At 66.5% G+C, this 24,779-nt stretch carries 23 protein-coding genes; 18 read left to right on the top strand and 5 right to left on the bottom strand.

The genetic code is table 11. The annotated features are described in order from the left end of the window. The first annotated feature begins 140 nt into the window (after nt 1-140). The 5 genes from QU481_RS20035 (at nt 141) to QU481_RS20015 (ending at nt 5,767) form a co-directional block, all read left to right on the top strand. Nucleotides 141-434 carry a DUF3303 domain-containing protein gene (locus QU481_RS20035; protein WP_289831780.1) on the top strand — a complete coding sequence of 98 codons (294 nt, stop codon included), beginning with the start codon at nt 141-143 and terminating at the stop codon, nt 432-434. Nucleotides 435-550: 116 nt separating this feature from the next. Further along, a complete protein-coding gene (locus tag QU481_RS20030) occupies nt 551-1,078 on the top strand; it encodes a hypothetical protein (protein ID WP_289831779.1) in 528 nt (175 codons plus the stop codon). A gap of 58 nt (nt 1,079-1,136) precedes the next feature. After that, nucleotides 1,137-3,314, top strand: a complete 2,178-nt coding sequence (locus tag QU481_RS20025) for a UvrD-helicase domain-containing protein (protein WP_289831777.1) — start codon at nt 1,137-1,139, stop codon at nt 3,312-3,314. 27 nt (nt 3,315-3,341) lie between these two features. Next, the gene (locus tag QU481_RS20020; RefSeq protein WP_289831776.1) at nt 3,342-5,048 is read left to right on the top strand and encodes a response regulator; all 1,707 of its coding nucleotides are present in this window, start codon (nt 3,342-3,344) and stop codon (nt 5,046-5,048) included. Next, on the top strand, nt 5,036-5,767 hold the full coding sequence (locus tag QU481_RS20015) for a LytR/AlgR family response regulator transcription factor (protein ID WP_289831775.1): 732 nt from the start codon (nt 5,036-5,038) through the stop codon (nt 5,765-5,767). The genes QU481_RS20020 and QU481_RS20015 overlap by 13 nt, the downstream gene beginning before the upstream one ends. 297 nt (nt 5,768-6,064) lie before the next feature. Here QU481_RS20015 and QU481_RS20010 read toward each other — a convergent pair whose 3' ends face one another. The 4 genes from QU481_RS20010 to QU481_RS19995 form a co-directional block, all read right to left on the bottom strand. Next, nucleotides 6,065-7,144, bottom strand: coding sequence for a sulfate/molybdate ABC transporter ATP-binding protein (locus QU481_RS20010; RefSeq protein ID WP_289831773.1), 1,080 nt, complete (start codon nt 7,142-7,144; stop codon nt 6,065-6,067). A gap of 16 nt (nt 7,145-7,160) precedes the next feature. Beyond that, nucleotides 7,161-8,042, bottom strand: coding sequence for a sulfate ABC transporter permease subunit CysW (cysW, locus tag QU481_RS20005; RefSeq protein WP_289831771.1), 882 nt, complete (start codon nt 8,040-8,042; stop codon nt 7,161-7,163). Between the two features lie 18 nt (nt 8,043-8,060). Beyond that, the gene (gene cysT / locus QU481_RS20000; protein ID WP_289831770.1) at nt 8,061-8,900 is read right to left on the bottom strand and encodes a sulfate ABC transporter permease subunit CysT; all 840 of its coding nucleotides are present in this window, start codon (nt 8,898-8,900) and stop codon (nt 8,061-8,063) included. A gap of 146 nt (nt 8,901-9,046) precedes the next feature. Further along, nucleotides 9,047-10,045, bottom strand: coding sequence for a sulfate ABC transporter substrate-binding protein (locus tag QU481_RS19995; RefSeq protein ID WP_289831769.1), 999 nt, complete (start codon nt 10,043-10,045; stop codon nt 9,047-9,049). 202 nt (nt 10,046-10,247) lie between these two features. Here QU481_RS19995 and QU481_RS19990 point away from each other — a divergent pair, with 202 nt between their 5' ends. The 7 genes from QU481_RS19990 to QU481_RS19960 all read left to right on the top strand — a co-directional run bounded on the left by QU481_RS19990 (nt 10,248) and on the right by QU481_RS19960 (nt 17,425). Next, nucleotides 10,248-11,531, top strand: coding sequence for a DUF3422 family protein (locus QU481_RS19990; RefSeq protein WP_289831768.1), 1,284 nt, complete (start codon nt 10,248-10,250; stop codon nt 11,529-11,531). A 423-nt stretch (nt 11,532-11,954) separates the two neighbouring features. Next, complete coding sequence (locus QU481_RS19985) at nt 11,955-13,187, top strand: PP2C family protein-serine/threonine phosphatase (RefSeq protein WP_289831767.1); 1,233 nt, start codon at nt 11,955-11,957, stop codon at nt 13,185-13,187. Nucleotides 13,188-13,195: 8 nt separating this feature from the next. Continuing rightward, nucleotides 13,196-13,744, top strand: a complete 549-nt coding sequence (locus QU481_RS19980) for a SiaB family protein kinase (RefSeq protein ID WP_289831765.1) — start codon at nt 13,196-13,198, stop codon at nt 13,742-13,744. Nucleotides 13,745-13,746: 2 nt separating this feature from the next. Then, nucleotides 13,747-14,130, top strand: a complete 384-nt coding sequence (locus QU481_RS19975; RefSeq protein ID WP_289831764.1) for a DUF1987 domain-containing protein — start codon at nt 13,747-13,749, stop codon at nt 14,128-14,130. A gap of 152 nt (nt 14,131-14,282) precedes the next feature. Then, nucleotides 14,283-15,542, top strand: coding sequence for a glutamate-5-semialdehyde dehydrogenase (locus QU481_RS19970; RefSeq protein ID WP_289831762.1), 1,260 nt, complete (start codon nt 14,283-14,285; stop codon nt 15,540-15,542). Nucleotides 15,543-15,746: 204 nt separating this feature from the next. Beyond that, entirely contained in the window at nt 15,747-16,703 is a 957-nt protein-coding gene (locus QU481_RS19965) for a GGDEF domain-containing protein (protein ID WP_289831761.1), read from the top strand. A gap of 86 nt (nt 16,704-16,789) precedes the next feature. Beyond that, nucleotides 16,790-17,425 (top strand): hypothetical protein, encoded by a 636-nt coding sequence (locus tag QU481_RS19960; protein ID WP_289831760.1) that lies wholly within the window; start codon nt 16,790-16,792, stop codon nt 17,423-17,425. A gap of 243 nt (nt 17,426-17,668) precedes the next feature. Here the strand turns inward: QU481_RS19960 and QU481_RS19955 are convergent, their stop codons facing one another. Next, nucleotides 17,669-18,067: a GNAT family N-acetyltransferase gene (locus tag QU481_RS19955; protein ID WP_289831759.1), complete on the bottom strand. Its 399-nt coding sequence runs from the start codon at nt 18,065-18,067 to the stop codon at nt 17,669-17,671. Nucleotides 18,068-18,451: 384 nt separating this feature from the next. Between QU481_RS19955 and QU481_RS19950 the strand changes: the two genes are divergently transcribed. From QU481_RS19950 to QU481_RS19925, 6 genes are all read left to right on the top strand, one after another. After that, a complete protein-coding gene (locus QU481_RS19950; RefSeq protein WP_289831757.1) occupies nt 18,452-18,763 on the top strand; it encodes a high-potential iron-sulfur protein in 312 nt (103 codons plus the stop codon). A gap of 171 nt (nt 18,764-18,934) precedes the next feature. Further along, a complete protein-coding gene (locus QU481_RS19945) occupies nt 18,935-20,353 on the top strand; it encodes a DUF2252 domain-containing protein (RefSeq protein ID WP_289831756.1) in 1,419 nt (472 codons plus the stop codon). A gap of 148 nt (nt 20,354-20,501) precedes the next feature. Continuing rightward, a complete protein-coding gene (locus tag QU481_RS19940) occupies nt 20,502-20,732 on the top strand; it encodes a hypothetical protein (RefSeq protein ID WP_289831755.1) in 231 nt (76 codons plus the stop codon). A gap of 125 nt (nt 20,733-20,857) precedes the next feature. Beyond that, a complete protein-coding gene (gene ltaE / locus QU481_RS19935; RefSeq protein WP_289831754.1) occupies nt 20,858-21,892 on the top strand; it encodes a low-specificity L-threonine aldolase in 1,035 nt (344 codons plus the stop codon). Between the two features lie 132 nt (nt 21,893-22,024). Continuing rightward, nucleotides 22,025-24,061, top strand: coding sequence for a prolyl oligopeptidase family serine peptidase (locus QU481_RS19930; protein WP_289831752.1), 2,037 nt, complete (start codon nt 22,025-22,027; stop codon nt 24,059-24,061). A gap of 135 nt (nt 24,062-24,196) precedes the next feature. Further along, the coding region (locus QU481_RS19925) for a transposase domain-containing protein (RefSeq protein ID WP_289831441.1) at nt 24,197-24,779 on the top strand (583 nt) is incomplete at its 3' end.

The following is a 24,779-nucleotide window of genomic DNA, read 5'->3' as shown; positions in this document are numbered from 1 at the left end:
CTGAACCACCGGCCCCCGCCACGCCGCCGCCGGGCCGCCCATCCTGAAGCGCGCCACCGGCACGGCTATGCTCACGACAGACTTGGCCGCGTCCGGCACCGCGCGGCCAGCGTCCGTTCCGGTGCCGCGGGAGCCGCGCGATGCTCTACCTGATCAACTGGACCCTCACCACCCACGAACGCAACGCCGCGATCAAGCGCTTTCTCGGCCCGGCCGCCCAGCCCCCCGACGGCGTGACGTTGCGCGGACGCTGGCATGCGATCGGCGCGCTGCGCGGCGTAGCGCTGGTCGAGACCGACGAGGAGACGGCGCTGTTCCGCTGGCTGTTGCAGTGGAACGACCTGCTGCAGCTCGAGGTGCTACCAGCAATCACCGACGAGGAGTTCGGCCAAGCGCTTCAGGCCAGCCAAGCGCACTGGTGGCAACATGAGTGAGGCTGTAGCACCACGCTGTCACACTGATACGATTGCCAGCACCGGCCCCCTTGGCTAAACATAGGTGTCTGTCTGGCCGCCCGGCGGTCACCTCATGTCAGCAAGGACCCTCGACGATGAACGACTCGGATGCCCTGCCACGCCGGCGCGAATGGCACCTGACCGGCGACGACCCGGCGGCTTGGCCGCAGTGGGTACTCGCCGCGGTCGCCCTGGGCATCTGGCAGGCCGGCGCGCGCTGGCCCCTCGGCGTGCCCGGCTACCAGGGCTTGGTGTCGATGGCCATCCTGACCGTGATGCTGCGCCGCCGCGACGGCAGGCTCAGCGGCACCGTGCTGGTGACCGGCGGACTGCTGTTTGCCGGACTGCTCGGCGCACCACTCGGCCTCAACAAGGTATTCGCCCATCTGGGCATGGCGCTACTGCTCGACCTGGGCGCCACGCGTGCACGGCGCGGCTGGCACTGGGTGCTGCTCGCCGCTGCCGCCTTTGCGCTGCGCCCTGTCCTGCGCTGGTGGCTCTTGCCCTACACGGGCGGCCAGTGGGGAGCCGAGCCGTTGTGGCGGGTAGTCTACTGGCACGCGCTGTTCGGCCTCGCCGGCGGCACTCTCGGCGTGCTGCTATTGCGCCGGCCGCGTCGCTGAGCCCGACGATGCGGCCACGCGGCCAGGTGCACGCCGGTCTCTGGTGTAGAATCGGCCGATGGATACTCTGCACGCCCCCCAAGACCCCTTGCTCGCCGGCCTGAACCCGGAGCAGCTGACCGCCGTCACCTGGCCGGCCAAGAGTGCACTGGTGCTCGCCGGCGCCGGCAGCGGCAAGACCCGGGTGCTGACCACCCGCATCGCCTGGCTGCTGCAAACCGGCCAGGTCGCCCCGAGCGGCCTCTTGGCCGTCACCTTCACCAACAAGGCCGCGCGCGAGATGCAGACCCGCCTCGCCAGCCTGGTGCCGGTGAACGTGCGCACGATGTGGATCGGCACCTTCCACGGCCTGTGCAACCGCTTCCTGCGCACCCACTGGCGCGACGCCGGCCTGCCGCAGACCTTCCAGATCCTCGATTCGGCCGACCAGCAGTCGGCGATCAAGCGGCTGTTGAAGGCGCTGGAGGTGTCCGACGAGAAATTTCCGCCCAAGGCGGTGCAGAGCTTCATCAACGGCCAGAAGGAGGCCGGCGTACGCGCGGACGCGCTGTCGGCGCACGACCCGTACACCAAGAAGCTGATCGAGCTGTACGCCGCCTACGACGCGCAATGCCGCCGCGAGGGCGTGGCCGACTTCGCCGAGCTGCTATTGCGCAGCTACGAGGTGCTGGCCGCCAACCGGGCGCTGGCCGAACACTACCGCGCGCGCTTCCGCCACATCCTGGTGGACGAGTTCCAGGACACCAACCGCCTGCAGTACGCCTGGCTAAAGTTGCTGGCCGGCACCAATAACGCGCTGTTCGCGGTTGGCGACGACGACCAGAGCATCTACGCGTTCCGCGGCGCCGAGGTCGGCAATATGCGCGCGCTGATGCACGACTACAGCGTGGCCGCGCCAATCCGCCTGGAGCAGAACTACCGCTCGGCCGGCAACATCCTCAACGCCGCCAACGCGGTGATCGAGCAGAATGACGGCCGCCTGGGCAAGAACCTGTGGACCGATGCCGGCGAGGGCGAGGAGCTGCGCCTCTACGAGGCCTACTCCGACGGCGAGGAGGCCGAGTTCATCGTCGACGAGGTGCGCGCACTCAAGCGCGAAGGCCTCAGCCTCGCCGACATCGCCATCCTGTACCGCAGCAACGCCCAGTCGCGCATCCTCGAACATGTACTGGTGCAGGCAGGCCTGCCCTACCGCATCTACGGCGGGCTGCGCTTCTTCGAGCGCCAGGAGATCAAGCACGCGCTCGCCTACCTGCGCCTGATGGTCAACCCGGACGACGACAACGCGCTGTTGCGCGTGGTCAACGTGCCGGCGCGCGGCATCGGTGCTCGCACCGTCGAGGGCCTGCTCGCCGCCAGCCGCGAACAGGGCGTGACGCTGTGGCAGGCCGCCTGCGGCACCGGCCCCGGCAACAAGAAGCTCGGCGCCTTCGTGCTGTTGATCGACAAGCTGCGCGAGCGCGCCGACGGGCTGACCCTGGCCGAAGCGATCAGCCTGGCGATCGACGAGTCCGGCCTGCGCGCGATGTACGAAGAAGACAAGAAGGACGGCGAGGAGCGCCTCGCCAACCTCGACGAACTGATCAACGCCGCTGCCGGCTTCTTCCCGGACGATCCGGGCAACGCGCTGGTCGAGTTCCTCACCGCCGCGGCGCTGGAGGCGGGCGAGCACCAGGCCGAGGCCGGCCAGGAGGCGCTGCAGTTGATGACGGTGCACGCCGCCAAGGGCCTGGAATTCGACGCGGTGTTCGTATCCGGCCTGGAGGAAGGGCTGTTCCCCCACGAGAACAGCCTGGCCGACAATAAGGGGCTGCAGGAGGAACGCCGGCTGATGTACGTGGCGATGACCCGCGCGCGCCAACGCCTGTATCTGAGCTGCGCGCAGCAGCGCATGTTGCACGGCCGCTCCAGCTACCCGATCCGCTCGCGCTTCGTCGACGAGGTGCCGGCCGAGCTGGTCAAGGTGCTGTCGGCCCGCGCCAAGCCGGCGCCGCAGAACCAGCGCGCCCCGTGGCTGGACGCCGCGCCGAGCCGCGGTGACCGCGAGGCCGCCAGTCGCCGTTCGGCCGACGCCAGCGGCTGGCGCATCGGCCAATCGGTCGAGCACGCCAAGTTCGGACTTGGCGTTGTCATTAATGCTGAAGGCGCCGGTGACGATATAAGATTGCAGATCAATTTTGCCGAACACGGGGTGAAATGGCTCGACCTGCGCTACGCCAAGCTGACCCCGGCCTAACACGATGATTTTTCAGCCCTCCTGACGATGAGCGATCTTTCCCTCACCACTCTCTCCAACGTGGCGGCGTCCAGCCGCGAGGCCTCCGCCCGTCGCCAGGAAAGCAACCCGTACAAGCGGCGGCGCATCCTGATCGTCGACAGCGTGCCGGACATGCAGCGCTCGCTCGGAATGACGCTGACCTCTTTCGGGGCGGAGAAGATCGACTACTCCGGCCGCATAGCCGACGCGCTGACCAAGCTCACCAAGCACGATTACGACATCGTGCTGTGCGACTTCGACCTGGGCAACGGTTGCGACGGGCTCAACCTGCTCGACGAGGCACGCGGCCGCAACCTGATCAAGCCGTCCTGCGTGTTCATTCTGCTCACCGGCGAGCGTCGCGCCCAGCGCGTCACCTCGGCGGCCGAGCTCGCCCCCGACGATTACCTGCTCAAGCCGTTCACCGGCGAACTGTTGCGCCAGCGTCTCGAGCGCGCGATGCAGCGCCGCGCCGCACTCCGGGTGCTCGACGAGGCGATCCTGCGTCACAACTACCTGGTGGCGATCGAGATCTGCAAACGCCAGGTCGCCGCGCGCAGCCCGCACGCGCTGGAGTTCATGAAACTGCGCGGCATGCTGTTGCTGAAGATCAGCGACTTCGCCGGTGCCAAGGCGCTGTATATGGACGCGCTCAGAATCAAGCCGGTGCCGTGGATCAAACTCGGTCTTGCAAAAGCGCTACTCGGTTTGAAGGAATACGACGAAGCGCGTCTATTATTTGAGGAGGTCCTCGCCGATAATGACCAAGTGATCGAGGCGTACGACGGGCTGGCCCGGCTGCAGCAGCTCAACCACCAGTTGAAGGCCGCCCAGCAGAGTCTGACTCGTGCCGTTGCCCTGTCGCCGATGCTGGTGCAGCGCCAGCAGCAGCTGGCCGAGGTGGCGCTGCTCAACGACGACTTGGACGCGGCCGAGCAGGCCACCCGCGAGGCGCTCGAGCTGGCCCGCCATTCGTGGCGACGCGTGCCGGGGCACTACGCACTGGCGGCGCGGGTGCAATTGGCCCGTGGCGATGATGCGGCAGCCTTGCGCACCGTCGAGCAGCTGCGCCGCGACCTGCGGGATGAGCCCGTTGCGGGGTGGATGGCCAATGTGATCGACAGCCAGATCCAGCTGAAGCTCGGTCACCAGGACAGCGCGGGCCGGCTGCTCGACGAGGCCGATGCGACATTCGCCGAACTCGCCCGCGAACTGTCGCCGGAGGCGCAGATGGAATACGCGCGCGCCTGCCATGCGCAGGGCCGGCGCGAACAAAGCGAGACGGTGTTGCGCGAACTGGTGCGCAACTACCACGACAACGAAATGCTGCTAGAACGAATCGGTACGCTGTTCAGCGCGATCGGCGAGGACGAGCAGGGCCGCCAGCTGATCAGCGAAAGCGTGCAGGCGGTGATAGAACTGAACAACCAGGCGGTGGCCGAGGCAAAGGCCGGCCGTTTCGACGCGGCGATCGAGCAGTTCCTGCGCGCCGCCGACGAGCTGCCGGACAACCTGCAGGTTAAACTCAACCTGGTCAATGCCACGCTGACGCTGGTGCATCGCCAGGGTTGGCATGAAGAGTATATGCGTCGCGCCCACGACATCATGCTCGCGGTGCGCGACATGGCGCCGACCGACGGCAAGTTCCAGAAGCTGCAGGTCACTTGGCGACAGCTGGTCGAAAAACTGGGCAAACCGCAATGGGCACTCTGAACGCGCTATCCATCCTGATCCTCGACGACGAACCCTTGGCGCGCGAGCGATTGCGCGCCTTGCTGTCAGACTGCGGCACCGAGCCGGTCGCCGAATTCGGCGAAGCCAGTTCGGCGCTCGACTGGCTCAGCCACCATCCGGTTGACGTGGCGCTGGTCGACATCCGCCTGCCAGGCATGTCGGGCATGGAATTCGCCCGCCAGCTGAGCGAACGCTGTCCCTCTCCCCCGGCACTGATCTTCACGACCGCGCTGGACACCCACGCGGTCGACGCCTTCGAGCTCGCCGCCACCGACTACCTGCTCAAACCCGTCCGGCTGGAACGCCTGCGCACCGCGCTCGAGCGTGCGGCCGGGCGCCGTCCGGTCAGCGGCAGGCGCTTTACCCAGTTCACCGTGCGCAGCCGCGACCGCGTGCAGCTGGTGCCGCTGGAACAGGCTCGCTACCTGAAGGCCGAACTCAAATACGTCACGCTGGTCACCGCCAGCGGCCAGGAATACCTGCTCGACGACTCGCTGATCAAGCTCGAGGAAGACCTCGGCCCGGCCGCGCTGCGCATCCACCGCAACTGCCTGGTGATGCGCCACGCCATCGTCAGCGTCGAGCGCGTCGGCACCCCGCCGGACGACCATTGGGCGGTACAGCTAACCGATGTGGCCGAGCGCTTGCCGGTCAGCCGCCGCCAGCTCGCCGCGCTGCGCGCCGCCGTCGGGCGCTGATTCCTCCCTCGCCGTACAACATTGGCCGAAGCAATGCTTCGGCCAAATCGTTTCGTCCATCGAAAACGACAACGCCCCGGCAAGCGGGGCGTTGTCGTAGATGTAGCATCCAATCAGTGCATCCAGGGCCTGTTCAGAATCTGTCGCGAGCGGTCCTCAGCGGGGTGAAGAGCAGCGCAGAAACCGGAATGGACTCGGTGTCCATGAGGATTTCTGATCGCTGAACGAATCAATAGATTCGCACGCTGAGCACATGAGCCCCGATCAGGACCGCGCAGTAAGATTATGAGCAGGCTCTCAGATCACGTAGTCCTGCGCCTCTTCCTTCAGGAACACCGCCACCTTCTTCGGCGTGACATAGACGGTGTCGCCGAGCATCAGCCCGAGCTCGCGGTAGCGCTCCTTGGACAGCGCCGCCTCGATGGTCTCGCCGCTGCCGATCTGGGCGAGCTCGATGCGCACCACCGGGCCGACCGCGTGGATGTGCTCCACCGTGCCGGCCGCCAGCGCCCCGTCGGCCACACGCGACACGTCGAGGTCGTGCGGGCGCACGTAGGCGACCGCGTCATCGGTCTTGCCGGCGTGCTGCTGGCCCAGGCTGTGCGCGTAGTCGCCGATGGTCAGGCTGCCGCCGTCGACGCGGCCGTGGAACAGGTTCACGTCGCCGAGGAACTGGGTGACGAACGGGGTGGCCGGCGACTCGTAGATGTCGTCCGGGCGGCCGACCTGCTCGATGTGGCCGTGGTCCATCACCACCACCCGGTCGGACACCTCCAGCGCCTCTTCCTGGTCGTGGGTCACGAACACGCTGGTGATGTGGATCTCATCGTGCAGGTCGCGCAGCCAGCGGCGCAGATCCTTGCGCACCTTGGCGTCCAGCGCGCCGAACGGCTCGTCGAGCAGCAGCACCTTCGGCTCCACCGCCAGGGAACGCGCCAGGGCGATGCGCTGACGCTGGCCGCCGGAGAGCTGGGAAGGATAGGCGTCGGCCAGCCAGTCGAGCTGCACCAGCTTCAAGAGCTTCATCACCCGCTCGCGGATCTCCTCCTTGCCCGGGCGCTCCTTGCGCGACTTCACCGACAGGCCGAAGGCGACGTTGTCGAACACGGTCATGTGGCGGAACAGCGCGTAGTGCTGGAACACGAAGCCGACCTGGCGCTCCGACACGTGGGTGTGAGTAGCGTCCTGGCCCGAGAACAGCACCTGGCCGGCGTCCGGACGCTCCAGGCCGGCGATGATGCGCAACAGCGTGGTCTTGCCGCAGCCGGACGGGCCGAGCAGCGCCAGCAGCTCGCCCGAGGCAATGGTCAGGTTGACGTTGTCCAGCGCCACGAAGTCGCCGAAGCTCTTGCGGATATTGCGGATATCGATGGTCATCTGCGGTTTTCCTGAATCAGTGCGTCGAGGCGGGGGCCAGGCGGGCCTCCAGCGTGCGTTCCTTGGCGCCCTCGCGCTGGCGGGCGATGCGCCATTCGATCAGCGTCTTCACCAGCAGCGTCACCAGCGCCAGCAGCGCCAGGATCGAGGCGCAGGCGAAGGCGCCGACGAAGTTGTACTCGTTGTAGAGGATCTCCACGTGCAGCGGGATGGTGTTGGTCTCGCCGCGGATATGGCCGGACACCACGCTCACCGCGCCGAATTCGCCCATCGCGCGGGCATTGGTCAGGATCACCCCGTAGAGCAGGCCCCACTTGATGTTGGGGATGGTCACCTTCCAGAAGGTCTGCCAGCCGGACGCACCGAGCACCATCGCCGCCTGCTCCTCGTCCTGGCCCTGCGCCTGCATCAGCGGTATCAGCTCGCGCGCCACGAAGGGGAAGGTCACGAACACGGTGGCAAGCACGATGCCCGGCACCGCGAACATCAGCTTGATGTCGTGTTCAGCCAGCCACGGGCCGAGCCAGCCGTTGGCGCCGAACATCAGCATGTACATCAGGCCAGCCACCACCGGTGACACCGAGAACGGCAGGTCGATCAGCGTGGTGAACAGACTCTTGCCCCGGAACTCGAAACGGGCAATCGCCCAGGCAGCCGCCACGCCGAACACCACGTTGAGCGGCACCGCGATCGCGGCGGTCAGCAGGGTCAGCTTGATCGCCGACCAGGCCTCGGGCTCGACCAGGGCGGCAAGGTACAGCTCCCAGCCCTTGGCGAGCGCTTCCCAGAACACCGCGACCAGCGGCACCAGGAGGAACAGGGTGACGAAGGCGAGCGCGACCGCGATCAGCACGCGGCGCACCCACGGGGCCTCGGTGGTCAGGTTGGCCGAAGACATGGTTCTCTCCTCTCGGGCTTAGCGGCCGCCGCCGTGGCGGCGACTGGCCCACCACTGGATAGCGTTGATGGCGAACAACAGCACGAAGGACAGGCCGAGCATCACCACCGCCACCGCGGTCGCGCCCAGATAGTCGTACTGGTCGAGCTTGGAAATGATGATCAGCGGAGCGATCTCCGACACCAGCGGGATGTTGCCGGCGATGAAGATCACCGAGCCGAACTCGCCGGTGGCGCGGGCGAACGCCATGGTGGTGCCGGTGATCAGCGCCGGCAGCACGGCCGGGAAGATCACCCGGCGGAAGATCTGGCCACGGCTGGCACCGAGGCAGGTGGCCGCCTCTTCCAGTTCCTTCTCCAGGTCTTCCAGCACCGGCTGCACCGTGCGCACCACGAAGGGCAGGCCGATGAACACCAGCGCGATCACGATGCCCAGCGGCGTGAACGCCACCTTCAAGCCCAGCGGCGCCAGGTACTGGCCGATCCAGCCGTTCGGCGCGTACAACGTGGTCAGCGCGATGCCGGCCACTGCGGTGGGCAGTGCGAACGGCAGGTCGATCAGCGCGTCGATCAGCCGCTTGCCTGGGAAGGGGTAGCGCACCAGCACCCAGGCCAGCAGAAAGCCGAACACGGCATTGATCAGCGCGGCCACTGCCGAGGCGCCGAACGACAGTTTCAGCGAGGCGATCACCCGCTCGGCGCCGACGGTGGCGACGAAGGCCGACCAGCCGAGCTTGGTGCTCATCAGCACCAGCGCCGTGAACGGCAGCAGCACGATCAGCGACAGCCACACCACGCTGATGCCGAACGACAGGCCGAAGCCGGGCAGCACGCTATGTTGACGGTTCAACAGGCTCATCGGGGTTCCTCACAAAAAACTGATGGGCACGAGCCGCTAACAAGACTCAGCGAAGCGGCCCCGACTAGGCGTGCTGCCGCAGACAGTACAAGTCGTACGGCAAGGCAGCGCAACAACGCCGGGAGCGTCTTGTTAGTGGCGTCGGATTATTTCTTGGCGTAGATCTGGTCAAACACCCCGCCATCGGCAAAGTGCTTCTTGGCCACCGCTTCCCAGTTGCCGAACACGCTCGCGACGGTGAAGGTCTTCACCGGCGGGAACTGCGCGGCGTACTTGGCGGCCACCGCCTTGTCCTGCGGGCGCAGGTAGTTCTTGGCGGCGATCTCCTGGCCTTCCGGGCTCCACAGATACTTCAGGTAGGCCTCGGCCTCCTTGCGCGAGCCCTTCTTGTTGACCACCTTGTCGACCAGCGACACCGGGTTCTCAGCCGATACCGACAGTTTCGGGTAGACCAGCTCGAAGCTGCCGCGACCGAATTCGCGCGAGATCATCTCGGCTTCGTTTTCAAACGTGATCAGCACGTCGCCGATCTGGCGCTGCATGAAGGTGGTGGTGGCGGCGCGGCCGCCGGTGTCGAGCACCGGCACGTTCTTGAACAAGCGCGACACATAGTCGCGCGCCTTGGCCTCGCTGCCGCCCGGCTGCTTCAGCGCGGCGCCCCAGGCGGCCAGATACGCGTAGCGGCCGTTACCCGAGGTCTTCGGGTTGGCGATGATGACCTGCACGCCCGGCTTCACCAGGTCGGCCCAGTCGTGCACGTTCTTCGGGTTGCCCTTGCGCACCAGGAACACCGTGGTGGAGGTGAACGGCACGCTGTTGTTCGGCAGGCGCTTCGCCCAATCCTTCGGGATCAGCGCGCCCTTGTCGGCCAGCAGGTCGATATCGGTCACCTGGTTCATGGTGATCACGTCGGCCGGCAGGCCGTTGACCACCGACAGCGCCTGCTTGGACGAGCCGCCGTGCGACTGCTGGATCGTCACCGCCTCGCCGGTCTTGGCCTTGTAGGCTTTCTGGAAGACCGGGTTGTAGTCCTTGTAGAAATCGCGCATCACGTCATAGGACACGTTCAGCAGTGTCACGTCGGCCAGCACCGGGGCGGACAGGCCGAAGGCGACGAGCGCGGACAGGACGATACGGGATGTCATGGCGATACCTCTGCGGCGAGTGGGCAATATGCACGACTATATCCATCCGTCTTTATATCCAGAAATACTGTTGCGAAATACATTTATGCAATTTTTGTCTATGCCACCATGGCAAGACAATTCCGGTATGCTCTTGTCCCGCACGAGCCGTTATCGCTGCTGCCACTGGCAGCAGCGATAACGCCTTTTGCAGGATTGCCGCATGACCACCCTTGTTACCCATCCGCTGCGTCGCTCCCTGAACGACGAAGCGCACGCCCGTCCGCCTGCCGCGATTGCGTCGCCGGCGCGGGTCTCCTCGTTCACCGTGCTGTTCGAGAAGGACGACAGCGGCCAGCGCGAGGCGATCGCCCGCCTGGCCGAGCACTTCGGCATCGCCCCGCCCGCGCCGACCGCCTCGCATTTCGACGGCCAGGCCGGCGAGCTGGCGGTCCGCTGGTCGCTGCATAACGAGTTTGCCCGCTACACCCTGGTGCGGCCCGGCATCGGCCCGCTGCCCTTCGTCGACACCGCCTTCGCCGAGCTGCCGGACGACTGGCTGGCTTCCCTGCCCGGCACGGTCATGGTGGCGCTGCACACCGTGGTACTGCCGGCCGGCGAGGAACAGCCGGTGCAGGAGATCGCCCAGCGCTGGTTCGGCGGCCGCGAGCTGCTCGGCGCCGAGATCGGCGACGGCAACGGTGCCGCCTACACCGACCTGCGCCTGCACCCGGACCCGCGCCTGCCGGAGGGCTTCTCGCGTTTCGTCATCGTCGACCGCAAGATGGGCCCGAACCAGACCGGCCGCATGGTGCAGCGGCTGTTCGAGATCGAGACCTACCGGATGCTGGCGCTGCTGGCGCTGCCGATCGCCAAGCAGCAGATGCGCGAGATCAACGAGCTGGGCGGCATCCTGCGCCGCGTCACCGAGCGGATGACCGAGCAGCCCGACCAGGACGACGACCTGCTCGCCGAGCTGACCGAGCTGGCGGCGCGCGCCGAGCGGCTGGTCGGCGAGCACCAGTACCGTTTCTCGGCCAGCCGCGCCTACTACCAGCTGATCGCGCAGCGCATCGCAGAACTGCGCGAGCGGCGCATGCCCGGCCTGCAGCCGTTCCGCGAATTCATGGAGCGTCGTCTCGCGCCGGCGATGGCCACCTGCGAGACCGCGCTAGGCCGCCAGGATCGGCTGATCGAACGCATCCAGCGCACCACCGCCTTGCTGCGCACCCGGGTCGAGGTGATGCACGAACAGCAGAACCGCGCCCTGCTCGCCAGCATGGACCGCCGCGCCGAGCTGCAACTGCGCCTGCAGGAAACGGTGGAAGGCCTGTCGGTGGGGGTGCTGACCTACTACGCGGTCAGCCTGACCGGCTACATCTTCAAGGCACTGCACGCCGGTGGGGTGGAAGTGAACCCGGAGCTGGCCACCGGCCTCGCGATCGTGCCGATCGCGCTGAGCGTGTGGCTGCTGGTGCAGCGCGCGAAGAAGTTCCTCGGCCACTGAGCACCACGAGCAACCCCGACCCGCCCATCCCGGCGGGTTTTTTGTCGGCTCATGCCGAGCGCATTACACTGCGATCAAGCCCTTCCATTCGATCGTCCCGTTTCACACCCTGGGCCGCCCATGACTCGACTCGCCCGCCTGCCCAGCGGGGACCTGCTGGCCACGGTGTACGCCCAAGCGGTGTCGCTGGACAAAAGCAGGGCGTAGTGACGGCGCCGCTGAAGGCGCAGAGGCCACCGCCCCCGGCCAAGCCAGTTCAGCAAATTTAAACGAATCGATTGCATCACCAATAAGCATTAAATCGATAATGGGTGACCGCTCCTATAGCAGTAACCTAATCGTCATGTTGCCGTCACCCGATCGCAATCGAGGCTGCCTAGACTCGCCGGCGTCCCTTACCGCACCGTGTCGGAGCGCCACACCATGTCGCAAGCCCTCGCCGCACCCAGCAGCCAGCAGATTGCCGGCCAGTTGCTGCAGCAGCCGCCCACCGTCCAGTCGATCAACACCAATTACGATGTACTCGCGCTGTTCAGCGACGACATTGCGCTGGCCAACCTGCCGGTGGTCGACGACGGTCGTCCGGTCGGCATCATCAACCGCAACACCTTCATGAGCCAGCTGGCTCGGCCGTTCCACCGCGAGATCTTCGGCCGGCGCGCCTGCACCGCGTTCATGAACGCCGCCCCGCTGACCGTCGACTACCACCTGCCGCTGACCGAGCTGTCGTACCAGGTGCTGTCGGCCGGCGAGGCGGTGCTGTCGGACGGCTTCCTGATCACCCGCGATGGCGAATACGCCGGCCTGGGCCAAGGCATCCAGCTGGTGCAGGCACTGGCCGACCAGCAGGCCGAGAAGCACCGCCAGATGATGGAGAGCATCCACTACGCCAGCGTGATCCAGCAGTCGTTCCTGCAGAGTTCGCGCCGCGAGATGGCCGCCGCGCTGACCGACTACAGCATGATCTGGCAGCCGCGCGACATCGTCGGCGGCGACTACTACTACTTCGTGCGCCGCCCGCACGGCTTCTTCGTGGCGGTGATCGACTGCACCGGCCACGGCGTGCCCGGCGCGTTCATGACGCTGATTATGGCGTCGGCGCTCAAGCAGGTGCTGACCAGCCACGACCTGACCAACCCGGCCGAACTGCTCGGCGCGATCAACCGCCAGGTGAAGGAGTCGCTTGGCCAGCTGGCTGAACACGAGCAGGACGACGAGGACTTCGAGTTGCGCTCGGATGACGGTATGGACTGCGCGTTCTGCTGGTTCGACACCGACGCGCGCACGCTCACCTACGCCGGCGCCAAGACACCGCTGTTCCTGCTGCGACCCGAAGACGAGGAGATCGGCAGCATCGACGGCAACAAGAAGGGCGTCGGCTATGTCGGCACGCCGCTCGATTACACTTGGGACAACCAGACCATCGCGCTGCCGGCCGGCAGCCGCGTCTACATCACCACCGACGGCATCATCGACCAGATCGGCGGCGCCAAGCGCATCGCCTTCGGCAAGAAACGCTTCAAGGCCGCGCTGCTGTCGCGCCGCGACGCGCCGATGGCCGAGCAGCAGCGCGAGCTGCTGGCCCGCTTCGCCGACTGGCAGAACGAGCACTCGCGCCGCGATGACGTCAGCCTGTTCGCTGTTCACCTGCCTTGAGAATCCCCATGGGTTTGACCGCTTTTCACCGTTTCCAAGACCTCGCCCGCGAGGAAAACGTGGTGTTCTACTACACCGGCTATTTCTCGCAGTCGGTCGTCACCGCGATGGGCGACGCGCTGCGCCAGCGCCTGAACAGCTCCGATGCGACCAACGTCACCCGCCGCAAGCTGTTCTCGGTGTTCGTCGAGATGGCGCAGAACGTCGTCCACTATTCGGCCGATCCACTGATCGACGCCGCCGATGCCGAGCTGCGCCGCGGCGCGCTGTGGGTCGGCGAGAAGGGCGATCGCTTCTACGTGGTCTGCGCCAACCCGATCGCCCGCGAGGCGCAGCCGAAGCTGCTCGCCAAGCTCGAGCCGCTGCGCACCATGACGCTCGATGAGATCAAGCAGCGCTACAAGGAAAAACTGCGCACCGAAGGCGAAGCCGGCAGCAAGGGCGCGGGTCTGGGCTTCCTTACCGTGGCGCGCGACGCTTGCGAACCGATCGAGTTCGACTTCGTCGACGAACCGGACAGCGCCACCACCCTTTTCTATCTGAAAGCGACACTATAACTATGCAGAACGTCTACTTAGCCGCCACCTCCGCCACCCCCGAAGTCGATTTCCGCTTCGACAGCCACAGAATGTCGCTGAAGGGCGAGAGCTACCCGGAGAACGCCCAGGCGTTCTACGGCCCGCTGCTCGACGCGGTGGGCAGCTATCTCGCCGCTTGCCGCGGCACGACCATCCAGATCGACGTGCAGCTGGCCTACTTCAACAGCTCCAGCACCAAGCTGTTGATGAGCCTGTTCGAGCAGTTCAACCAGGCGGCGCTCGCCGGCAACCACGTGCTGGTCAACTGGTTCCACGACGAGGAGGACGACACCATCCTCGAGTTCGGCGAGGAGATCGCCGAGGACTACCCGGCGCTGGAGCTGTTGACGCAGGCACTGGTCTGACCCACTCTCGCTGTCTGACAATATAAAATAGCTCATGCCGATGGCGTGACGCCTTGCTGATGCAGGGCTCGTAACCGAGCCGGCCCGCTAGTCTCGCCGCGACGAATCGTTTACTCTTGTCGGTATCACCCTGTTTTGCCGGAAGAATCACGATGAACGTCCAGGACTACATGCTGTCGGTCGGCCAGGCAGCGCGCGCCGCCAGCCGCGCCATCGCCCGCGCCGACACCAACCAGAAGAACCGGGCCCTCCACGCCATCGCCGACGCGCTGCTGCGCGACAGCGCCAAGCTGATCGCCGCCAACGCACTCGACCTGGCGGCCGCGCGCCAGAACGGCCTGGAGCCGGCACTGGTCGACCGTCTGGCCGTCTCGGCTGCCACGGTGGAGAGCATGGCCGAAGGCCTGCGCCAGATCGCCGCGCTGCCTGACCCGGTCGGCGAAATGGACGACTTCACCTATCGCCCGTCCGGCATCCAGCTGGGCAAGATGCGCGTGCCTTTGGGCGTCGTCGGCATCATCTACGAATCGCGCCCGAACGTGACCGCCGACGCCGCCGGCCTGTGTCTGAAGTCGGGCAACGCCGCGATCCTGCGCGGCGGCTCGGAAGCCTTCCACAGCAACCAGGCGATCGCCGCCTGCGTGCATGAAGGCCTGGCCGCCGCCGGCCTGCCGGCCGGCGTGGTGCAGATCCTGGAAACCACCGACCGTGCCGCCGTTACCGCCCTGGTGACCATGCCCGACTATGTCGACGTGATCGTGCCGCGCGGCGGCAAGGGCCTGATCGAACGCATCAGCCGTGAAGCACGCGTGCCGGTGATCAAGCACCTGCATGGCAACTGCCACGTCTACATCGACGAGCGCGCCGACCTCGACAAGGCGTTCGCGATCGCGCTGAACGCCAAGACCCACCGCTATGGCACCTGCAACACCATGGAGAGCCTGCTGGTGCACCAGGCGGTGGCCGGTGCCATCCTGCCGCGCCTGGCCGAAGCCTACTGGGACAAGGGCGTGGAACTGCGCGGCTGCGAGCGCACCCGCGATATCCTCGGCAACAAGGTGGTCGCCGCGACGGCCGAGGACTGGGAGACCGAATACCTCGCGCCTATCCTGGCGGTCAAGGTGGTCGACTCCCTGGACGAAGCGATCGAGCACATCAACGAGCACGGCAGCCACCACACCGACGCGATCGTCACCGAGGACTACTCGCGCTCGCGCCGCTTCCTGCGCGAGGTCGACTCGGCCAGCGTGATGGTCAACGCCAGCACCCGCTTCGCCGACGGCTTCGAGTACGGTCTGGGCGCCGAGATCGGCATCTCGACCGACAAGATCCACGCCCGCGGCCCGGTCGGCCTGGAAGGGCTGACCAGCCAGAAGTGGGTGGTGCTCGGCGACGGGCAGATCCGCCAGTAAGCGTTCTACCAAACTCATCCAAGCCCCGCGATCGCGGGGCTTTTTGCACCCGGAGCGTAATATGCGATTTGCTGGTATTGCCTGGGCCGGCCAGCTGACAGCCCACGACATCCCCGCTGAGCGGAGCTTGCCGGGCCGGGCGCCGAAGTACGCTACACTACGGCGCATGGCATATTGCGCCCCCGGCGCTCCGATGAGGCACAGATGATCTGTCAGCGGCCGCTCTTTCCCATCTCCCCGTTGTTCGACGAACCGAGGCGCGGTGCCCTTCCGAGGACATTGCGCTGGACCCTGCTCGGCCTGGTCAGTCTGGGCCAGCTCGCCACGCTGGCCTGGTATCTGTACACGCTGCCGCTGTTGGGTAAGCCCTTCCCCTCTCCGCTGTCGGCGCTGGCCGAGTCCGGCATCTACCTGATGGGGATGATGTTGCTGAAGGCCGTTCAGCAGCTCAATTTCCTGCCCTATACCTACAGCCTGCTGATGGTTGGCCTCGGCTTCAGCTTGGAGGCATCGCTGATCGACGTGCTGGACGAGGTGCTCGCCATGCCGTTCTGGCTGTCGACGGCGGGAGCGAGCTGGCTGCGGATGCTCGGCCTGTTCCTGTTGGCGCTGGGCCTGCTGCGCCTCGCCCGCCAGCTGCGAGGCCAGATGAACCGGCTGCACGAGCTGGCGACGCTGGACGAGCTGACCGGCCTGAGCAACCGCCGCCACCTGCAGACGCTGGCGCAGCGCTGGCTGCAGCCGGGCGGACGCGGCCTGACGCTGGTGATGTTCGACATCGACTACTTCAAGCAGGTGAACGACCGCTTCGGCCACTCGGTCGGCGATCGCACGCTGCAGGACGTGGCACGGCTGGTCGGTGCCGGGCTGCCGCCAGGCGCTGTGCTCGGCCGGCTAGGCGGCGAGGAATTCGCGATCCTGCTGCCCGGACGCGATGCAGACTGGGGGCGGCAAGTGGCCGAAGCGCGTCGCCTGGCGCTGGCTGCCGGTACCACCGCTGCCGGCTCCGTCACCGCCAGCTTCGGCGTGGCCAGTCAGGGCCCGGGCGAGACCGCGTTCGACGCACTGTTGCATCGAGCCGACGAAGCCCTGTACGACGCCAAGAGCGCCGGCCGCAACTGCGTTTGCGTCGTCGAGCCGCTCTCTCTGCGTTCATGCTAAACGATTGATCTGTCAAGATTACTTGTAAGCGCGCGCCGATTCGGGAATGATGGTCCGCTTTGACATTTCCAGCCCATGGCCGTTTTATGCGTTTAGCTGTTTCCCGATCCCGCGCGGCGCGCCTAGGCGCCGCCCTGTGCGCCGCCCTGCTGGTGGCTGCTTGCGCCCATACCCAGCCAGCCGGCAACGCCGCAACCGCCCCCCAGCCTTCGTCCGACGCCAGCGCACCGCTGAAAGTCCGCCCGAAGCGCGACGCCGCGCCGGTCGCCAAGGAAAGTCCGCACGGCCCGGCAAGCCGGGTAGCCGCCTGCATCGTCAACAATCTGCACGCGTGGAAGATCCCCGACGACTTCATCAAGCACGAGGTCTATCCGAACGGCGAAGAGTCGGTGATGCTGATCAACCCGGCCAACGGCCACACCGGCATCACCGTCGACCTGACCCCGAACGGCGAGAACACCGACGCCGAGCTGTACGATAACGGCATGGCCGTATCGAACAAGTGGCGCGAACTGACGCGGCGCTGCGCCGACAGCGACGGTTCCGCCGCTCCGGTCAGCCTGCGCCCGAGCGGCCGCACCGCCCAGCTCGCCGAGTCCGGCTCGTCCCATTCCCGTGGCAGACACGCGGGCAAGTCGAGCCACAAGGGCAGGTCGCATGCCGCCGGTCACAGTGGCAAGCACTCGGGCAAGGCCGTCAAGAAGAAGAAAAAGTCGCACTAAGCGACACTAAGAACCTGTTTACGATCTCGCGAACGAAGGGTCAGCCAAGGCGAAATGACGGGAAAATGCGGCATGTACATGGAGTACATGAGCATGTTGAGCGGCATTTCAACGCAGGATCACCCGAGTACAGCAGATCGTAAACAGGTTCTAAGCCCTAAGCCTTCGGGTAAGGGTCCACAGCCTGGCCGGATGCGCTGCAACGCGCGTCCGGCCAGGCTTTTTTGCGTGCCGTGAATTGGGCTACAGCGCCCGCTGCATGCCGACGGCGCCGGGGCCATAGCTCGCCAGCTTGGCGGCCGGCAAGGGATACGTTCGATAGCCGTGGCGCGACCAGAAACCGGCGGCGTCCTGCACCGCTACCAGCCGCGTATAGCGCAGGCGCCGCTGGCGTGCCTCGTGCATCACCGCGTCGATCAGTCGCGGAGCCAACCGCTGACCGCGCGCTGCCGGGTGCAGCGCCAGGTCGTGGATGAACAGCGTGTCGGGCACCTTGGGTAGCGCCGCAAGCGGCGTGTCGAGCACCGGTAGTGCCTCGCCCTGCCAAGGATGGGCAAACAGGTAGCCGAGCAGTTCGATCAGGTGGTCTTGGTAGCAGCGCTGTTGCAGGGCAAGTACGGCGGACAGGTCGCTGGCACGCATCGGGCGGATCCGCGCAGCGGCGATGGGAGGTGAAGCTGGGAGCATGACAAAAAAAAGACCTTCCCGGGCGGGCCGGCGGGGCCGCCATTGTAGCCACGCTGGGCCCTGGCGCCCAGGCCGCCAGCCGGGTCGGCGCCCGCTTTTCAAAAAATGGAAACCATTTCCCAATTTAGAAACAACCCTATCACCAGTAATGACAAAAGTCTAAATGCTGATGAATCGTGGCCTGTGGAAACCCTCCCCAACGCCTTTATTCATGCGGCAAATGAGAAGCAATGTCATTGCGATAAAAAACTTTGCAAATCGGGAACAGTTAGGTAACCATGATATCCAACAGCTCGGTCCGTGGGACCAATTTCCAAAAAAGCAATCAGGAGAAACATCATGACGTCACGTCGCACCTTTCTGTTCAAAGTGATCCCGGCCGTTGGCGCTGCAGCCCTGCTCAGCCGCAACGCGCTGGCCGCTCCGGCCAAGCTGGACGAGAACGACCCGCAAGCCAAGGGCCTGGGCTACAAGCACGACGCAAGCAAGGTCGACAAGGCCAAGTACCCGAAATACGCCGCCGGCCAGCACTGCGGCAACTGCCAGCTGTTCCAGGGCAAGCCGACCGACGCCACCGCTCCGTGTGCAGTGTTCGGCGGTAAGCTGGTCGAGAACAAAGGTTGGTGCAGCGCCTACACGAAGAAGGCCTAAAACACTTCGTCTTTCCTGATTCCACGCCCCGGCAGCCCCGCTGCCGGGGCGTTGTCACATCTACCCCCGCCAGCCTCCCGCACGTCCCGATGCGCCATGCCGTCTCTGCGAAGCGGCAGCTCGGGCTACACTGAAGCCTCCCCCAGCTGTCGACCGCCAGAAAGGAAGCGCATGCCCACACCGTCCCGCTTCGACCAGCTCTACGCGGAGGGTAAGGCCCGTCGCTCGGCCTGCCCGCGCGAGGCCCAGGCCGAGTTGCCCAAGCCCCGTGACCGCGACCCGATCGCGCTGCTGCAGGAGAGCAGTGCCGGCCGGGTGCCGGCGCTGATCCCGTTACGCTACGGCCGGATGATCGCCTCGCCGTTCTCGTTCTTCCGCGGTATCGCCCTGCTGCAGGCGGCTGACCTGGCGCAGACGCCGTACAGTGGCGAAATCCTGCCGATCTGCGGCGACGCGCACCTCATGAACTACGGCCTGTTCGCCTCGCCCGAGCGCAACCTGATGTTCGACATCAACGACTTCGACGAGACCCATCCGGGGCCGTGGGAGTGGGACGTGAAGCGGCTGACGGTCAGTCTGGTACTGGCGGCGCGCGAGCTGGGCTTTGCCGAGGCGCAGGCGAAGAAAGTGGCCGAGGACGCCACACTCGCGTACCAGACGCATATGCACAAACTGGCGCAGATGGGCACGCTAGACATCTGGTACCGGCGCCTCACGCTCGACGACATGACGATCGCCACCGGCAACAACGACGCCTTGCAACGGCGCCTCGCCCGTGTCGCCGAACGCGCCCGGAACCGCACGCACGATCGGCTGCTGCCGAAGATCACCGAGATCGACAACGGCGAACGCCGCCTGAAAGACAGCCCGCCGACGCTGTTCCACTTCCAGGAGAGCGGTTCGCGGCTGCCCAAGGACGACGACTGGCTGTCCTCCGCCGACTGGCATGAGTCACTCACGCCGATGTTCAAGGACTACCGCGCCACGCTGAAAGAAGACCGCGCGTCCCTGTTCGATCGCTTCCGCTGCCTCGACCTAGCATTCAAGGTGGTCGGGGTCGGCAGCGTCGGTACCCGTTGCCTGGTGGCGCTGATGGAGGACGACTACGAGCAGCCGCTGTTCCTGCAGATCAAGGAGGCCCGCGCGTCGGTGCTGGAGCGCTACACCAGCAAGAGCAAGCACCAGCACCAGGGCAAACGGGTGGTATTCGGGCAACGGATGATGCAGGCGGCCAGCGACCTGTTCCTCGGCTGGGCCACCGGCCCGGCAGACCGGCACTACTACGTGCGCCAGCTGCGCGACATGAAGATTTCCGCCGCGCTGGAAACCTTCGACCTCGCGACCCTGACCGCCTACGGTGAAGCCTGCGCCTGGACACTGGCGCGCGCGCACGCCAAGGCCGGAGGGCGCAGCGCCCTACTGGCCGGCTACCTCGGCAAGGGCACCAAGTTTGCGTCGGCAATCGGCCGCTACTCGCTGGCGTACGCCGACCAGGTCGAGGCCGACTATGAGGCGTTCCGCAGGGAGGTGCGCGCCGGCAAGCTGCCGGTGGAAACCCCCGAGGAGCAGCGCCAGAGCCACACTCCCTGACCCCCCGGCAGGCGCCATGAAGACGGCGCCCGCTGCGACGAAGCCCGTTCATCGGCCGTCTATTGTCCGCTCGTCGCCTGCTGGTCTAGCGTTGGAAGTGGGAGGGCGACGACCCTGCCATCCCCCACACGACAACTGGGAGAGTCCAATGAAGTACATGCCGAGCATCGACATCGACCTCGACAAGCATTACAACGCCACCGTCGTGATTGCCTGCGAAAAATGCGGCCACGAAAACCGCCACCACCTGAAGAGTCTAGCTCTAGCCCCCGACCAGCACCTGACTTGCCAATGCGGCGCCGACATCTCCCTGGGCGCCCAGGCCATCATGCAGGCCCAGCAAAGGGTCTCCGAATTGCGAACGTCCTACGGAGTCTGATCCAGCCCCTCCCCGGGCAACCTCACCGGTGTTGCGAACACTGGCATAATCGGGCCTGACGCCCGACACCCCAAAATGAACGGCGGCCAAGAGCCGCCGTTCGCCATTTGCGCGAGGAGACCTCCATGCCCGAACTGCCGATCATCGACGTGCGCAGCGACACCGTTACCCACCCGACCCGCGCGATGCGCGAGGCGATGCTCAACGCCGAGGTCGGCGACGACGTGTACGGCGACGACCCCACTGTGCATCGGCTCGAGCGGCTCGCCGCCGACCTGCTGGGCAAAGAGGCCGCGCTGTTCGTGCCGACCGGCAACTTCGGCAACCAGCTGGCGCTGTTCACCCACTGCGGGCGTGGTGACGAGGTGATCCTCGGCGACGACTGCCACATCGTCTGGCACGAGACAGGCGGCGCGGCGGTGATCGCCGGTGTGCAGCTGCGCACCATCGAGTCGGACAAGGGCGTGATCCGCGCCGAAGAGGTGAAGAAACGCATCCGCGACGGCAGCGACATCCACTGGCCGAAGACCGGGCTGATCTGCCTGGAGAACGCCCACTCCAACGGCCGGGTGATCCCGCTATCGGCAATGGCCGACGTCGCCGCGGTGGCGCGCCTGCACGGCGTGCCGGTGCACCTCGACGGCGCGCGGGTGTTCAACGCCGCGGTACACCTGGGCTGCGAGGTGCGCGAGATCACCCAGTACGCCGACAGCGTGATGTGCTGCCTGTCCAAGGGGCTGGCCGCGCCGGTCGGGTCGATCCTGGCCGGCACCCACGAATTCATCGCCAAGGCGCGCCGCAACCGCAAGCTGCTGGGCGGCGGCATGCGCCAGGTCGGCGTGCTGGCCGCGCCGGGCATTCTCGCGCTGACCGAGATGGTCGAGCGCCTGCCGGAGGACCATGCCCGCGCGCAAAGGCTGGCCGAACGGCTCGCCGCGCTGCCCGGCCTCGACGTCGACCGCAGCGATGTCCACATCAACATGGTGTGGTTCGACCTCGCGCCGGAAGTCGATACCGCGAAGCTGATGGCGACGCTCGCCGCCGCCGGCATCCGGGCCAATCCGCCGGAGGACGGCCGGATGCGCCTGGTCACCCACTGGCAGATCGACGATGCGGCGCTGGAGCGCCTGATCACCGCGTTCGCCACCGCGCTGGGCTGACCCCCTGACCACCCACGACGCCGCCCGCGGTCCCGCACCGCCGGCGGCGTCGTCGCGTTCGCCTACTCTGGCCCGCTGCGCCGTCTGCGCCTACACTGACGGGCTCGACGCATTACCGACCAAGACACCCGCATGCCGCACACCCACGACCCGCACGCCTGGCTGGAAGGCCTGGACGACCCCGCCGTTACCGCCTGGGTGACGAGGCAGAACGCCGCCACCCGCGCCCGGCTCGACGCCGACCCGCGCTTCGCGCCACTGTCCGCCGAGGTGCTCGCCACCCTGCGCGACACCCGGCAGATCCCGTTCTTCTCCGAGCACGAAGGCTGGCTGTACAACTTCCACCAGGACGAGGCGCACCCGCGCGGCATCTACCGCAAGACCACGCTGGCCGCCTACCGCGAAGGCCTCAACGACTGGCAGATCGTGCTCGACGTCGACGCGCTGGCCGACACGCTCGAGCTCGACGCCTATCTCGACTCGGTGGCGCACTGCACGCTGCGCCCGCAGCGGGTGCTGGTGACGCTGTCGATCGGCGGCGCCGACGCCAGCGTCACCGTCGAATATGACCTGACCGAACAGAGCCTGGTCAACGGCGGCTTCCACTTCCCCGAGGGCAAGAACCACATCGGCTGGCGCGACCCGGACAGCGTGTTCGTCTGCCCTGCCTGGGACGAACGCCAGACCACCCGTGCCGGCTACCCGCGCGAGGTGTGGCTGCTCGAGCGCGGCCAGAGCATGGCCGAGGCCACCCCGATCTACCAGGCCGACGAGGACGCGATGATGGTCGCCGCCTGGCGCTTCCTCGACGGCGACGCCGCCCCGGTCGACATGATCGAGGTATCCGACAGCTTCTACGCCAAGACCTACTACCTGATCGATGCAGAACTCGAGGTCAGCGCCCTGCCGCTGCCGCCGCGCGCCGACGTCGAGGCCTATCTGCACGGCGATCTGGTGGTCAGCCTGGCCGACGACTGGACCTGGCAGGGCGACACGTTCGCCGCCGGCACCCTGCTGGTGCTGAAGCTCGCCGACTTAGCCGAAGGGCGCGGCCGCGCCCAGTGCCTGCTGGTGCCCAGCGAGCGGCAGGCGGTCGAGGCGGTGGAGAGCACGCTCAACTACATCGTCGTCAACCTGCTCGACAATGTGCAAAGCCGCCTCGTCGCGTTCGAGCGCGGCGCCGACGGCTGGCGCGAGCGGCCGGTCAACGCGCCGCACCACGGCGTGATCGAGTTCACCGACCAACCGTGGGCGACCGATCTGCTCTGCTACAGCCACAGCGACTTCCTCGAGCCGGCCGGCCTGTACCGGCTAGACCTCGCCGACCCGGCCGGCCAGCCCGACGTGCTGCGCCGCCAGCCGGCCGCGTTCGACGCCAGCCCCTACCTCGCCGAACAGTGGCACGCCCGCGCGCCGGATGGCACCGAGGTACCCTACTTCGTGGTGCGCCGCCGCGACGCGCCGCTCGACGGCAGCATGCCGACGCTGCTGTACGGCTACGGCGGCTTCGAGGTGCCGATGCTGCCGCACTACGTCGACAACTTCGGCCCGCAGTGGCTGGAGAAGGGCGGCGCGTTCGCGGTGGCGTGCATCCGCGGCGGCGGCGAGTTCGGCCCGGCCTGGCACCAGGCGGCGCAGGGCGCCAACCGCCAGGTCGGCTTCGACGACTTCATCGCCATCGCCGAGGACCTGATCGCGCGCGGCCTGAGTTCGCCGGCCAAGCTGGCGATCGAGGGCGGCAGCAACGGCGGCCTCTTGGTCGGCGCCGCGCTGACCCAGCGGCCAGAGCTGTTCAAGGCGGTGGTGTGCGAGGTGCCGCTGCTCGACATGCTGCGCTATACGGAGCTGTTGGCCGGCGCGAGCTGGATCGACGAATACGGCGACCCGTCCGACCCGGCCGAACGCGCCGCGCTGGCGGCCTACTCGCCCTACCATCGGCTGTCTGCCAACGTCGCCTACCCGCTGACGCTGTTCACCACCAGCGCGCGCGACGACCGCGTCCACCCCGGCCACGCGCGCAAGATGGTCGCGCGGATGAACGAGCTGGGCCACGCCGCGCTGCTGCTGGAGACCAACGCCGGCGGCCACACCGGCAACGCCGGCCAGGAGCAGACCGCCGAGGAGCTGGCACGGGTGCTGGTCTACCTGTACCAGCAGTTGATGGACTGAGCACCGCCCTCTGCCGTCCCAAGCAAAAGCCCCGCATCCGCGGTAATGCCGTTCACTTAAGCAAGTGAACGGCATTTTTCATGGTGCGAATCTTGCTCATATTCCGGCCAGGTTGACTCCCTCACGTTGGTCCAGATGGTAGGCAAGGCTCATAAACACCCTGATTTCTCTGCTCTTTCTCAGCAAATTGACCCGGCATGGATCGCCCACGCACTTGCAGTGACCGGCAAAGCCAGCGTGCGGCGGCGTAAATTGCCGGCCGAACAGGTCGTCTGGCTGGTCATTGCGTTGGCGATGTACCGGCATCAGCCCATCCCGGAGGTCGTCGCTCATCTCGATCTGGTGCTGCCTGACGAGGTCAATCCAGAGATTGCCAAGAGCGCCTTGACCCAGGCGCGGCAGCGCCTCGGCGAGGAACCGTTGGCCCAACTCTTCGGGCTCAGCGCGCTGGTTTGGGATGAGCGGCATCAGCAGGGAAGAAGCTGGCGCGGATTGGCCCGCTACGCGATTGATGGCAGTACCTTGCGCACCTCGGATACCCCAGAGAATCGTCAGCACTTCGGAGCACAGGCTTATGCCTCCGGCGTAGCCGCCAGCTATCCGCAGTTGCGGCTGCTGACGTTGACTTCGCTGGCGACGCATCTGGTGCGAGAGGCTGTCTTTGGCGAATACGCCAAGAATGAAATGCGCTATGCCCGTGACCTGCTCCAGGCGATCC

Origin of the sequence: Crenobacter oryzisoli, assembly GCF_030385785.1 — a bacterium.
GTDB lineage: Bacteria > Pseudomonadota > Gammaproteobacteria > Burkholderiales > Chromobacteriaceae > Crenobacter_A > Crenobacter_A oryzisoli.
Note: the sequence above shows the minus strand (reverse complement) of the source record. Positions and strands in the feature narration are given on the sequence as shown.